Here is a 12030-nt window from a genome sequence, read left to right on the forward strand (position 1 = left end):
CGCGGGCGGGGCCCCCCGCCCCCCCCCCCCCCCGAATCTGGGGGGCGCACGCGCCGGCCCCCGCCCCCGACCCGCTTGCCGGCAATTCTTCATAACCGACATTAAGTCCGGGGCGTCTTACGCAACCTGCGGCTACTTCAGACAGTTGGCTTCTCATCAAGCTGTAGGTGTGCACTCGATGCCGGCGTCGAAACCTTCATCCTCCGACCAACAGGTAGATCCGATGCGGCGGTATTTCTTCCACGTGTATAACGGTACCGGACTGACCAAGGACCGGGAAGGCCAGGAGCTGACCGATCTCGCGGCGGCACGAAAAGTCGCCCTGGCCGGGATCCGGTCGCTGCTCGGCGAGGAGCTCGAATCGGGCCTGGTCGATCTCAACGGCCGTCTCGACATTTGCGACCGCGAAGGAACCGTCCTCCTTTCGGTCCCGTTCAGAGAAGCGATCGAGCTGCGGATACCGGATGGGGACGAACCATGATCGAGAAGCATCTCGCCAAGCTCCGGGCGCGCGACGAGGTTTCGGCCGAGGAAGAGCAGGTCTTGCGCGCGCTCGTCTCGGAAGTGCGCGAGATACCGGCCAAGACGACCTTCATCCGTGCGGGCCAGCGCCTCACCACCTCGACCCTGCTCCTCGAGGGCCTGATGTGTCGCTACAAGGACCTGAGCGACGGGCAGCGCCAGATCAGCGAACTGCACGTCGCCGGCGATTTCGTCGATCTGCACAGTTTCACGCTCAAGCGGCTCGACCACAACCTCATGGCGCTCTCGGCATGCAAGATCGCGGTCGTGCCGCACGAGCGGTTGCTGGCGCTATCGCACGAGCATCCGCATCTGACCCGGCTTTACTGGTTCACGACGAACATGGATGCCGCGGTGCACCGTGAATGGGAACTCTCGCTGGGCAGGCGCTCGGCGATCGCGCGGATCGCCCATCTCCTCGCCGAAATGCATGTCCGCCTCGGCCTGGTCGGCCTGACGCACGGACTCGAGTTCCGGTTGCCGCTGACGCAGGTCGACCTCGCCGAGTGCGTGGGACTGACGCCCGTGCACGTCAACCGCACGCTCAAGCTGCTGCGCGAGGAAGGCACGGTCGACATGCAGCGCGGGCGCGTCCGCATCCTGGATCTGGCGCGGCTTCACGCGATCGCCGAGTTCAACCCGCAATATCTTTATCTGGAGAGCGAGCCGCGCTGACGGATAGGCGGCATGCCGTCGAGCCGGGCGTGTCGCCTGCCCGCTCGTACGATGGCGCCTGAATCCGATACCGGCAGCGACCGAAGGGCGGCCGCAAGGTGCGCCCGCGCGACAATCCATGATCAATCGTAATCCAGTATAAGGATCGCCGATCACGGAGCCGCTAGGTTCGACCCGATCCCGAGCTGGGGCTACGGTAAGGCTAGCGATGGAAAGCGACAGGGACAGGCTTTATTATGCGCGGCGCGCACAGACCGAACGCGCGCGCGCCGAGGTCAGCACCGACAAGGCGGCAGCGGTCGCGCATCTGGCAATGGCAGCCGAATATGAGCGGCGCGCAATGGGTACGGCTACCGGGCCGGTGCTCGCGGCGCAGTCCTGGTCAGCCCCCGGGCAGGAGCGCAGCCTACATTAGGGGCGGCGCCGGTCGCCCATCCCCCATACAAGCATTTGCGGTTTGAACAGGAATTTCACGACCGGCGCGGCGCGCGCCGCCATCGCGACGCCGCGCATCAAGGGGCCGGCGGTGCAATTGCTGCTGATTGCCGCCTCGGGCCTTTGGATTTTCGCCGGCGGCGCGCTGCAGGTGCTTGCCCTCCTCCTGTCGGGGGCCGCGCTGTCGCTCGCGCTGGTGCTCCTCGACGGCGAGAAGCGGCGTAACGCCGCGCTGCAGGCGCGCTCGACCGTTTTTCGGGTGAGGTCGGCGTCAAGGCCATGGGCCAGGAGTGAGGCCAGGGCAGCGGCAAGCAAATATCGAGGTCGCCCAGCACCTTGCGGAACACCGGACTGCCCGACGGGTTCAGGCGCCACGAAACCAGGCTGGAGAGTGAAAATGTCGATACTGGACAAGGCGATAGCAGCGATCACGCCGCCCGAGAGCGACGCGGCGCGCGCCAAGGCGCGAGCCAAGGCACGGGCAGCGGCGAGGCCTAGCGACTGGCTATCGCAGATCCTCGACCATCATCGCGGGATCGAGGCGCAGTTCGCTGTGGTCAAGGCCGCGACCGACGCGGCATCCCGCCGATCCGAGCAGAAGAAGCTCGGCATTCTTCTCACCGGACATTCTATCGCGGAAGAAGCCGCGATCTATCCGGCGCTCGCCGCCGACAAGCAGGTCGGCCATGCCGAGCTCGCCTATCAGGAGCAGTCGGCCGCCAAGATGGAAATGGGCCTGCTCGAGCGGCTTGACCCGATGAGCCAGGACTATCTCGACAAGCTCGGGCATATCGAGGGCGCGGTTGCCCACCATATCTATTCCGAGGAAGGCACCTGGTTCACCGAACTGGCCGAGTCCGCCGGTGCGGACGACCAGGCGCGCATCGCCCAGCGCTATGCTGAGGAATATGCCCGCTACATGGGCGCCGACGCCTAGGGCGATCCGGCCGGTTGCTGCAGGCCGGCCCGCCCCACAGGCGCGGCGATTCTTTCTTGATAACAAGGGTTAAGGTTGCGGTGTTTTGGCGGAACTGCCCTGCCCGCCTTTTTGTTTCGGCATGATCTGACGGCCCCAGTCCGGGCCGATACCACGGGGCAGTTATGACGGCGTTAGAGCGGCGCACGGGTGCGACCCGTACGCGACAAGCCGGCGCGCGCGGGATGAGGGTGCTGGAGCGGAGCGTCTATCGCGGCCCGCACCTCTATTCCGTGCGGCCGATGGTGCGCATCCAGATCGACCTGGGCGAGCTCGAAAGCTGGCCGAGCGAACGGCTGCCTTGTTTCGCGGAACAGCTGACCGAACTCCTGCCGGGCCTTGCCAACCATGGCTGCAGCTACCGCGAGCCCGGCGGATTTCTGCGCCGCCTCCATGACGGCACCTGGCTCGGGCATATCATCGAGCATGTCGCGCTCGAGCTGCAGACGCTGGCCGGCAGTGCGGTCACGCGCGGCAAAACCCGCTCGGTCAAGGACCGGCCCGGCGTCTACAACATCCTCTACGAATATCGCGACGAAGCCACCGCGCTCGCCGCCGGCGCGTTCGCGATCCGGCTCATCGCCGCGCTGTTGCCCGAAGGGCTCGACGCGATCGCCGGCCTGCGCATGCTGGACGCGCCGGCAATCGAGGACGTCCGCGACGTCCCCGCGATGATCGCGGCGCTGGAGGCACTGCTGCGCAAGACGGCGCTCGGCCCCACCACGCGCGCCCTTGTGGAGGCGGCCCGCGCGCGCGGCATCCCGGTGCTACGCCTCGATGACTTTAGTCTCGTCCAGCTCGGCTATGGCAGCCGCCAACGGCGCCTGCGCGCCAGCATCACCGGTGCGACCGCGCACATCGCGGTGGAGATCGCCGCCGACAAGAGCCTGACCAAGCGCCTCCTGAGCGAGGCCGGCCTGCCGGTGCCGCGCGGCACGGTGGTGCGCACCGCCGACGCTGCCGCGGAAGAAGCGGCGCGGTTCGGCTATCCGATCGTGGTCAAGCCGCTCGACGGCAATCACGGCCGCGGCGTCAGCACCGATCTTCATTCTGAAGACGCCGTCCGCTCGGCTTTCGACCGCGCTGCCGCGCATTCGCGGCGGGTGATCGTCGAGCAACAGGTGGCGGGCAACGACCATCGCATCCTCGTCGTCGGCGGCAAGGTCGTCGCGGTCGCCGAGCGCATGCCCGCCCGCGTGGTTGGCGACGGCCTGCACCGCATCGAGCAGCTGATCGCCGATGTGAACGCCGATCCGCGCCGCGGCGTGGGGCATGAGAATGTCCTCACCCGGATCGTCGCCGACGCCGCGATGGAGAAGCTGCTCGCCAAAAACGGCAGAAGCTTGGACTCGGTCCCGATGGCGGGCGAGGAAGTGGTGCTGCGCGAGACCGCCAATCTCTCGACCGGCGGAACCGCGGTGGACCGCACCGACGCCATCCATCCCGACACGGTCGCGATTGCCGAGCAGGTGGCGGCGGTTGTCGGCCTGGACGTGTGCGGCATCGACTTTCTGACGCGCGACATCGCCCGCCCGATCGCCGACACCGGCGGCGGGATCGTGGAGGTCAATGCGGCACCCGGCTTCCGCATGCATCTCGAACCGTCGAGCGGCACCCCGCGCGATGTGGCGGGACCGGTGATCGACGCGCTGTTTCCGCGGTCCTCGCGCAGCCGCATCCCGATCTTCGCGATCACCGGCACCAACGGCAAGTCGACCACGGTCCGCATGGTGTCGCGCATACTGTGCGAGCACGGCCTCACCACCGGCATGAGCACGACCAGTGGCATCTATATCGACGGCCGCCTGACCCAGGAGGCCGATGCGAGCGGCCCCAAGAGCGCGCGCGCCATTCTGCGCCATCCCAAGGTCGACGCCGCGATCCTCGAGACCGCCAGGGGCGGCATCCTGCGCGAAGGCTTGGGGTTCGACCGCTGCGATGTCGGCGCGGTGCTGAACGTCACCCCCGACCATCTCGGGATCAAGGGCATCAACACGCTCGAGGACCTCGCCGACGTCAAGTCGGTGGTCGTCGAGAGCGTCGCCCGGCGCGGCCATTCGATCCTCAATGCCGACGATCCGATGTGCGAAAGGATCGCCCGGCGCGCGCGCGGCACGCCTGTCTGGTTCTCGATGTTCGGCGACACGCTGATGCCGGCCCGGCTGCGCGATCACGTCCAGGCCGGCGGCATGGCGGTGGTACGCGAGACCGGGTCCTATGGCGGCACGATCGTCCTGCACCGGGATGGCGAGCGTATCGCCGTGATGCCCGCCGCGGAAATTCCGGCGACCATCGGCGGGATCGCCGAGTTCAACATCGAGAACGCGCTCGCTGCCGCCGCGATGACGCTCGCGCACGGCGTGCCGGTCGAGACGGTGCGGCGCGCGCTGGCAGGCTTCACCTCGTCCTTCGAAGAAAGCCCCGGGCGGCTCAACATCGACGACAGTAACGGCTTCCGCGTCATCGTCGACTATGCCCATAATCCGGCCAGCCTCACCGCGCTCGGCCAGGTCATCGGCAAGATGCGCGAGCGCTTCGGGCGAGTGATCGGCATGGTCAGCATCCCCGGCGACCGGCGCGACGCCGATATCGCCGAGATGGGCCGCCTCGCCGGCGCGATCTTCGACGAGATTGTCTTCCGCGAAGCGCCCGACGGACGCGGGCGGCAGGAAGGCGAGGTGACCTCGTTGATGTCCGACGCAGCCCTTGGCTCGGGCCTCGCGCCCGAGCGCATCCGCCGCATCGTCGACGAACATCGGGCGGCCGAGGCATGCCTGCGGATGGCGGCGCCCGGCGACCTGGTCGTGCTGATGCCGACCGCGGTCGAGCGCGTCTGGCGCCTCGTCCTCGATTTCGAGCCGGCGGCGGAAGCCGCCGAGCCCAAGGCCGCCGCGCATGCATGATGCGAATGGGTGCTGGGCCCTCATCGTGCATGGCGGGGCGAAGTCGATCGCGCCGGAGAAGGCGGAGGCCAACCGCGCCGGCTGCTTCGCCGCCGCGCGGATCGGCGCGGAAATCCTGGGTGGTGGCGGCAGCGCCGTGGCAGCGGCCGAAGCGGCGGTACGCCATCTCGAGGACGACGACACCTTCAACGCCGGGATCAGCTCGGTGCCCAACGCCGATGGCGAGATCGAGATGGATGCGGCGATCATGGACGGGACCATGCTCGCGATCGGCGCCGTCGCCGCGGTGCGCAGGATCCGCAATCCGATCGGCGCCGCGGCCAAGATGCTGGACGCCTTGCCGGTGCTGCTCGTCGGCGAAGGCGCCGAGCGTTTCGCACGCGACCATGGCATCGCGCTTTGCGAGCCCGAGGCGCTGGCGGCTCCCCCAGCCGCTGCCGGCAGCCCCGAACACGACACGGTCGGCTGCGTTGCGATCGATGCCGCCGGGCATATCGCTGCGGCCGCTTCGACCGGCGGGCTGACCGGCCAACATCCCGGACGGATCGGCGACGCGCCGATCCCGGGCGCCGGCCTCTACGCGGACGACCAGCTCGGCGGCGTCGCCTTTTCGGGCGACGGCGAGAGCATCCTGCGGACCATGCTCGCCGCCCGCGTGATGCAGGCGCTGGAGACCATGGAGGCGACGCCCGCGGCCGAGGCCGCGATCGCCAGGCTTGCGCGTGTCGGCGGCGAAGCCGGGGCGATCGTGATCGATCGGGCGGGCCGTTTCGGCGTGGCCCATAACAGCGAGCATTTCGCGCTCGCGCTGCATGCGAGCTGGCTGCCCGAGCCGCGGGCCGCGCTCCATTCCTCCGAACTCAAGGACGTCCTCGACCATGACTGATCAAGCAGGGCCCCTCATTATCATCGGGGGGCACGAGGACAAGAAGCACGACCGCGTCATCCTAAAGGAAGTCGCGGACCGCGTGCGCGACGGCAAGCTCGTCATCGCTACGGTCGCGAGCCACGAGCCCGAAGGGTATTTTGACGCCTATAAGGAAGCCTTTGGCGCCCTTGGCGTCACCGACCTAGTCGAGCTGTATGTCCATGAGCGCGGGGAGACGCGGGAGGCGCGGTTCGCCGAGTTGTTGGAGGGTGCCGCCGGCGTCTTCTTCACCGGCGGCGACCAATTGCGGATATCGAGCCAGATCGGCGACACGCCGATCGAGCGGATGGTCCGCGAGCTGCACGAACGCGGCGGACTGATCGCCGGAACCTCGGCGGGCGCCGCGGTGATGAGCGAGACGATGCTGGTCAAAGGGACGAGCTCGGAATCGCACCGGGTCGGCGACCTGCACATGGCCCCCGGCCTCGGCCTCGTCCCCGACGTCATCATCGACCAGCATTTCGCCGAACGCGGCCGGATCGGCCGGCTGCTCGGCGCGGTCGCGCAGAACCCGCGCGTGCTCGGCATCGGTATCGACGAGGACACCGCGATCGTCGTAGAAGGCTGCTGCTTCGGCGCGATCGGGGCCGGTGCGGTCTATATCGTCGACGGCTCCAGCGTCACCCATTCCAATATCGCCGAGGCCCGGCCCGAGCGTACGCTGTCGATGCACGATGTGCGTCTGCACGTGCTGAGCGCAGGCGACCGCTTCGACCTTGAGCGCAGGGTGCCCGGCGAAGCCGCCGCGAGCCGTGAGGAGAGAGCCGATTAGCACGCTTGAACGGATGCGGCGCGAGACCTCTGGCGGCCTGGGCAAGCGCTTCGTCTTCGGCCGCGAGGACGTGGCGCTGCTCCAGCTGGTCGATAGCTTGCGCGAGCGCGGCTATCGTTTCGTCACCCCTACCCCGGCCTCGCACGCTCGCGTGGTGGCTCGGCCAGGGCGCGACCGGGCATGCTCGCTCACCGATATCTTCGGCTGGAGCCTGCCCTTCGCCCGCGATACGCTCGAGCCAGAGCTGCTCGGCCTGCTCGAGCTCGCCTGCATGGTCGAGCCGGTGAGCCGCGGCCTGCTCCGCAGCCATTTGCGCGCGTCGTCGCTGCGGGACGCGCTGTATCTGCATTCCGCCTATCCGACCGATGGACGCGACGCGGTGTTCTTCGGGCCCGACAGCTACCGGTTCGCGGCGCTGATCGAAGCCGAGCTGGCCGCCGAGCCGGTGCCTGAGCACGGCCATATCGTCGACATCGGCACGGGCGCCGGCGTGGGCGCCATCGTTGCTGCCAAGCTGTCGGGACTGGGCGCCGCCACCGGCACGGACGTCAATCCCCAGGCCCTCAGGCTGGCGGCGATCAACGCGCGCGCCGCGGACGTCGCGCTGCATGGGGTCCAGAGCGACGATCTCTGCGGCGTCGGGCGCCCGATCGATCTGGCGCTCGCCAATCCGCCCTACATCATCGACGACGACAAGCGGCGCTACCGCGATGGCGGCGGCATGCACGGAGCAGAAGTCGCGCTCGGCATGGCGCAGGCCGCGATCGCCCGGCTGGCGCCGGGCGGGCGGCTGATCCTCTATACCGGCAGCGCGATCGTCGCCGGCGAGGATGCCCTGCGCTCGGCGCTGATTCGAGCAGCGGAAACGGGGGAATGTACGCTGCGCTACCGCGAGCTCGATCCCGACGTCTTCGGCGAGGAACTGGAGCGCCCGGCGTACCGCGACGTCGACCGGATCGCGCTCGTTGCCGCTACCGTCAGCAAGGCGGGCTAGCCCGGGAAAGGCCCGCCGCACAGGCGGCGGGCCACCATGCTCAGGCTGCATCCTGCTCGGAACGCGGACCTTCGAGCCGGTCGTTCGCCGGCGCCGCCGAACCGATGGCGATGCGGCGCGGCTTCATCGCCTCGGGGATTTCGCGCTTCAGCGAAATCCGCAAAAGGCCATTGTCGAAATCGGCGCTGCGCACCTCGACGAAGTCGGCGAGCTGGAATCGCCGCTCGAACGCGCGCGTCGCGATGCCGCGGTGCAGATAGCGGCCGCTGTCGCCGTCCTCGCCCTTGCGGCCACTGACCGTCAGCTGGTTGTTCTGCGCGACGATCTCGATCTCGTCCGGGCGGAAACCGGCCACCGCAAGCGTGATCTGGTAGCTGTCCTCGCCCATCGCCTCGATATCGAAGGGCGGGAAGCCGTCGCCAGTGTCGGCGCGCGCGCTCGATTCGAGCAGGTCGAACAACCGGTCGAACCCGACGGTGGAGCGGCGATAAGGCGAGAAGTCGAAATTGGTCCTCATGTGCAAATCCTCCATAGAGCAACTTGGTCACAAGGCACGCCGGAGAGAGCCAGCGCCCTCAGAGCCGGCCGCCATCGCGCACCGGCGAGGGCAGAATTAGGAATGGCAGAACGGGCTTCAAGATCGCGCGCGCAAAAAATTCGCACGGACCCGCAACCGTCTTTTCCCCTTTTTTCCAGGACCTTGCGTACCCGCGAAGCGAACCTAACTGCGCGATTTTGCACAAGGAGTCGTGGAGCCCGATTATGCATGTCGCGCCGTCCATCCTTTCCGCCTTCGTGACGCTGTTCGTCACGATCGGACCCGTAGAGACCGCCGCCATCTTCGCTTCCCTGACCGCCGAGGTGCATCGCCCGGACCGGCTGAAACTGGCGGCGCGCTCCATCGGCATTGCCGGGCTGGTGCTGCTGCTGTTCGCCGTCGCCGGACAGTTGCTGCTGTCGCTCCTCCATATCTCGATGCCGGCATTCCGTGTGGCCGGGGGCATCCTGCTGCTTCTCCAGGCCCTCACCCTGGTGTTTTCGAGTCCAGGCCTCTCCTCGATCAGCGAGCCCGAGAAGCGCGATGCGCGCCGCCCGGGCGACATCGCGGTATTCCCGCTCGCCTTTCCGTTGATCGCCGGCCCGGGCGCGCTCTCGGCAGTCGTCCTGCTGATGGGGCGCACCGGCACGACGCTCGAAAGCACAGGCGTGCTCGCGATGCTCGGCTTGTGCCTGGCGCTCACCTACGCCGCGATGCGCGCTTCGGAATGGCTGGTCGCCAAGCTCGGACGCACCGGCGCCGACGTGATCGGCCGCGTCTCGGGCATCCTGCTCGCGGCGCTGGCGGTCCAGTTCCTCTTCGACGGCCTTGCCGACGCGCCGTTCCTGTCGCGCCCCTAGCCGGCCCGGCGCGCCAGTGCGGCGCCGATCAGCTTGGCAAGGGCGAGGAACAGCAACGCGCCGCCCGCAGCCCACGCGCTGGCCCCGGCATCGAAATGATCGGGGTGATAGGCCTTGTCGCCGAGCAAGCGCGCGACGAGCACGCCGCCTACCATCGCGCCGACTATCCCGACCAGGACATGCAGGAAGACGAACCGCCTGCCGGGACCGCGCCGAAAGGCCGCGATCAGGCCGGCCACGATGCCGATGCCGAACAGGATCAAGGTGCTCATCCGTCTCTCCCTCGCCGCTCGCGCCACATCGCGCGTGCCGGGAGAGTCTTGGGTCTCAATCGGATAAGGGTACACTAAGCAGGTTAGGGTTGATCCTCGGCAGCCTCGATTTGCGCTTCGCCTTCGGCGCCGGTGCGCGGATAGCCCGAGCCGTTCTGACTGTCGGGATCGTAATCCTCGCCGGGATTGCCGCCGCCCGTGCCTGCGCCGCTGCCGTGCACGGCGCCGTCGGCGGGTAGCGCATGGCGTTGTTGTTCGGCACGCCATTCCGTCTGGCCCGCGCATTCATATTCCTGGCCCGAATAGCCGCCGCCAGTGCCGATCTTGGCCCCTGCCCCGGGATCCACGGGTCTGGCGAAGACGGGGCGCTTGCCGGCCTTGGGGCGAAGGTCGGCATCGGGTTCGTTCGGACGTGTCATGGCAATGCTCCTTACCCAACACAACGCATCGCGAAGCGATCGTTCCGCGCGGCGCGCCGGACCGCCGAGTTCCCGCAACTAGTTCGATAACCTGGGTTATGTTTGGCGGCGAAGCGGGAACATGCCATCCTCTTGCTCGGTTCTAGCGCGCAACAGGAGAGCATATCCCATGGCGACCAGAGCCGCTGAATTCGAAACCGAACGACGATCGCAATTCCTCACCGACAGCTTCCAGCGCGGCCTCGCGCATTGGAACCGCGAACGCCTCGAACCCGGTTTCCCGAGCCTCGACTGGCAGAAGACCTTCGAGCGCGACATCCGCATGCAACGCCTCGAAGGCGCGTTTCTCGAGGATCTGCGCGCCGAGGTGACGGACGAGGCGGCGTCCGCCCCGACCGATGCTGACGGCTTCATCGCCTGGTTCGAGGGCCTCAAGGCCACCGGCTCGGGCCAAAATGATCCGCTTTTCCCCTGGCTGGCCAAAACGGCCGACCGCGACCAGCTGCGCTGGTTCTTCGAACAGGAAGCCGCCGGCGAGGCGGGGTTCGACGACCTCGTCGCGATGACGCAGGTCAAGCTGCCGACGCGCCCCAAGCTAGAACTCGCGCGCAACTATTGGGACGAGATGGGCCACGGCACCGCCAAGGGCATGCACGGCCCTATGCTCGACGCGCTCGTCGAGACGCTGCAGGTGTCGCCGTCGATCGAGCGCACGGTCTGGGAAAGCCTCGCGCTCGCCAACGCGATGACCGCGATGGCGACGAACCGGCGCTACGCCTGGCACTCGGTGGGTGCGCTCGGCGTGATCGAACTGACCGCGCCGGGTCGCTCGGCGATGGTCGCCGATGGCCTGGGCCGGATCGGCCTGTCGGGCAAGGAGCGCCGCTATTTCTCGGTCCATGCCGTGCTCGACATCAAGCACAGCATCGAATGGAACAAGGAAGCGATCCGCCCGGCGGTCGAGGAGGATCCGGCGCGTGCCACGGCTATGGCCGAAGGCGCCCTGATCCGGCTCAAATGCGGCGCGCGCTGCTTCGAAGCCTATCGACGCGCGCTTTGGTCCTGACGCCAAGCCTGCGAACGACTCGCAATGGGCACGGAAGCGGAACGAGTATCTCCGCCTCTTGTTGTGTCCGAAAGGAGCATTCCCATGGCCGATACCAAACAGGACGCGATCGCCCTTCTCAAGGCCGACCACCGCACGGTGGAAGATCTGTTCGAGCAATTCGAGAAGGCAACCGGCGACGGCAAAAAGCAGAAGATCGCGCTGCAGATCTGCCTCGAGCTGACCGTCCATGCGCAGATCGAGGAAGAGATCTTCTATCCGGCCTGCGAAGGCAAGATCGACGAGGACCTGCTCAAGGAAGCCTATGTCGAGCATGACGGCGCCAAGGTGCTGATCGCCGAGATCGAGGCGGGCGCGCCGTCCGACGAGTTCTACGACGCCAAGGTCTCGGTGCTTTCCGAGCAGATCGAGCACCATGTCGGCGAAGAAGAGCAGCGCATGGAGGGCATGTTCGCCCAGGCGCGCAAGGCCGGGCTCGATATGGACGCGCTCGGCGACCAGCTGCGCGCCCGCAAGCAGGAGCTCATCGCCGGCTACAAGGCGGGCGGTCTGGCAAAACCCGAGACCACGACGCTCACCGCGGTCCAGGTCTGATCGGCGGGGGGGGGGGGGGGGGGGGGGCCCCCCCCCCCCCCCCCGCCCGAAACCGGGGGGGGGGCGCCACGGCGCC

The 12030-nt window shown here is 67.8% G+C and carries 14 protein-coding genes; 11 read left to right on the plus strand and 3 right to left on the minus strand.

Annotated features, from left to right (window positions below; translation table 11 throughout):
- Positions 1-223: 223 nt before the first annotated feature.
- From AAHM44_RS23465 to AAHM44_RS23500, 8 genes are all read left to right on the plus strand, one after another.
- Positions 224-481 (plus strand): DUF6894 family protein, encoded by a 258-nt coding sequence (locus tag AAHM44_RS23465; RefSeq protein ID WP_269575782.1) that lies wholly within the window; start codon positions 224-226, stop codon positions 479-481.
- Positions 478-1197, plus strand: a complete 720-nt coding sequence (locus AAHM44_RS23470; protein ID WP_342251504.1) for a Crp/Fnr family transcriptional regulator — start codon at positions 478-480, stop codon at positions 1195-1197. The genes AAHM44_RS23465 and AAHM44_RS23470 overlap by 4 nt, the downstream gene beginning before the upstream one ends.
- A gap of 208 nt (positions 1198-1405) precedes the next feature.
- The gene (locus AAHM44_RS23475) at positions 1406-1612 is read left to right on the plus strand and encodes a hypothetical protein (RefSeq protein WP_342251505.1); all 207 of its coding nucleotides are present in this window, start codon (positions 1406-1408) and stop codon (positions 1610-1612) included.
- Between the two features lie 417 nt (positions 1613-2029).
- Positions 2030-2569: a hemerythrin domain-containing protein gene (locus tag AAHM44_RS23480; RefSeq protein ID WP_342251506.1), complete on the plus strand. Its 540-nt coding sequence runs from the start codon at positions 2030-2032 to the stop codon at positions 2567-2569.
- A 224-nt stretch (positions 2570-2793) separates the two neighbouring features.
- A complete protein-coding gene (cphA, locus tag AAHM44_RS23485; RefSeq protein WP_342251507.1) occupies positions 2794-5511 on the plus strand; it encodes a cyanophycin synthetase in 2718 nt (905 codons plus the stop codon).
- A complete protein-coding gene (locus AAHM44_RS23490; protein ID WP_269575786.1) occupies positions 5504-6397 on the plus strand; it encodes an isoaspartyl peptidase/L-asparaginase in 894 nt (297 codons plus the stop codon). Before cphA ends, AAHM44_RS23490 begins: the two co-directional genes overlap by 8 nt.
- Entirely contained in the window at positions 6390-7211 is an 822-nt protein-coding gene (locus AAHM44_RS23495) for a cyanophycinase (protein WP_342251508.1), read from the plus strand. The genes AAHM44_RS23490 and AAHM44_RS23495 overlap by 8 nt, the downstream gene beginning before the upstream one ends.
- Positions 7192-8205, plus strand: a complete 1014-nt coding sequence (locus AAHM44_RS23500; protein WP_342251509.1) for a methyltransferase — start codon at positions 7192-7194, stop codon at positions 8203-8205. Before AAHM44_RS23495 ends, AAHM44_RS23500 begins: the two co-directional genes overlap by 20 nt.
- 40 nt (positions 8206-8245) lie before the next feature.
- Here the strand turns inward: AAHM44_RS23500 and AAHM44_RS23505 are convergent, their stop codons facing one another.
- Positions 8246-8722 (minus strand): Hsp20 family protein, encoded by a 477-nt coding sequence (locus AAHM44_RS23505; protein ID WP_269575789.1) that lies wholly within the window; start codon positions 8720-8722, stop codon positions 8246-8248.
- Positions 8723-8967: 245 nt separating this feature from the next.
- Between AAHM44_RS23505 and AAHM44_RS23510 the strand changes: the two genes are divergently transcribed.
- Positions 8968-9603 carry a MarC family protein gene (locus tag AAHM44_RS23510; RefSeq protein ID WP_269575790.1) on the plus strand — a complete coding sequence of 212 codons (636 nt, stop codon included), beginning with the start codon at positions 8968-8970 and terminating at the stop codon, positions 9601-9603.
- Here the strand turns inward: AAHM44_RS23510 and AAHM44_RS23515 are convergent.
- Positions 9600-9875: a hypothetical protein gene (locus AAHM44_RS23515; RefSeq protein ID WP_269575791.1), complete on the minus strand. Its 276-nt coding sequence runs from the start codon at positions 9873-9875 to the stop codon at positions 9600-9602. The genes AAHM44_RS23510 and AAHM44_RS23515 overlap by 4 nt on opposite strands.
- Positions 9876-9958: 83 nt before the next feature.
- Entirely contained in the window at positions 9959-10294 is a 336-nt protein-coding gene (locus tag AAHM44_RS23520) for a hypothetical protein (protein ID WP_342251510.1), read from the minus strand.
- A gap of 169 nt (positions 10295-10463) precedes the next feature.
- On the opposite strand from AAHM44_RS23520, the gene AAHM44_RS23525 reads away from it, so the two are divergent.
- Positions 10464-11360, plus strand: a complete 897-nt coding sequence (locus tag AAHM44_RS23525; RefSeq protein ID WP_342251511.1) for an iron-containing redox enzyme family protein — start codon at positions 10464-10466, stop codon at positions 11358-11360.
- An 84-nt stretch (positions 11361-11444) separates the two neighbouring features.
- The gene (locus AAHM44_RS23530; protein ID WP_342251512.1) at positions 11445-11954 is read left to right on the plus strand and encodes a hemerythrin domain-containing protein; all 510 of its coding nucleotides are present in this window, start codon (positions 11445-11447) and stop codon (positions 11952-11954) included.
- Positions 11955-12030 lie beyond the last annotated feature (76 nt).

It is taken from the genome of Sphingomonas sp. OTU376 (assembly GCF_038440415.1).
Lineage (GTDB): Bacteria > Pseudomonadota > Alphaproteobacteria > Sphingomonadales > Sphingomonadaceae > Sphingomonas > Sphingomonas kyeonggiensis_A.

Excerpts from the sequence above, each read along its gene's own strand:
- AAHM44_RS23465 (WP_269575782.1), top strand. The coding sequence starts at position 224 with ATGCGGCGGTATTTCTTCCACGTGTATAACGGTACCGGACTGACCAAG.
- AAHM44_RS23470 (WP_342251504.1), top strand. The coding sequence starts at position 478 with ATGATCGAGAAGCATCTCGCCAAGCTCCGGGCGCGCGACGAGGTTTCG.
- AAHM44_RS23475 (WP_342251505.1), top strand. The coding sequence starts at position 1,406 with ATGGAAAGCGACAGGGACAGGCTTTATTATGCGCGGCGCGCACAGACC.
- AAHM44_RS23480 (WP_342251506.1), top strand. The coding sequence starts at position 2,030 with ATGTCGATACTGGACAAGGCGATAGCAGCGATCACGCCGCCCGAGAGC.
- cphA (WP_342251507.1), top strand. The coding sequence starts at position 2,794 with ATGAGGGTGCTGGAGCGGAGCGTCTATCGCGGCCCGCACCTCTATTCC.
- AAHM44_RS23490 (WP_269575786.1), top strand. The coding sequence starts at position 5,504 with ATGCATGATGCGAATGGGTGCTGGGCCCTCATCGTGCATGGCGGGGCG.
- AAHM44_RS23495 (WP_342251508.1), top strand. The coding sequence starts at position 6,390 with ATGACTGATCAAGCAGGGCCCCTCATTATCATCGGGGGGCACGAGGAC.
- AAHM44_RS23505 (WP_269575789.1), bottom strand. The coding sequence starts at position 8,722 with ATGAGGACCAATTTCGACTTCTCGCCTTATCGCCGCTCCACCGTCGGG.
- AAHM44_RS23510 (WP_269575790.1), top strand. The coding sequence starts at position 8,968 with ATGCATGTCGCGCCGTCCATCCTTTCCGCCTTCGTGACGCTGTTCGTC.
- AAHM44_RS23515 (WP_269575791.1), bottom strand. The coding sequence starts at position 9,875 with ATGAGCACCTTGATCCTGTTCGGCATCGGCATCGTGGCCGGCCTGATC.
- AAHM44_RS23520 (WP_342251510.1), bottom strand. The coding sequence starts at position 10,294 with ATGACACGTCCGAACGAACCCGATGCCGACCTTCGCCCCAAGGCCGGC.
- AAHM44_RS23525 (WP_342251511.1), top strand. The coding sequence starts at position 10,464 with ATGGCGACCAGAGCCGCTGAATTCGAAACCGAACGACGATCGCAATTC.
- AAHM44_RS23530 (WP_342251512.1), top strand. The coding sequence starts at position 11,445 with ATGGCCGATACCAAACAGGACGCGATCGCCCTTCTCAAGGCCGACCAC.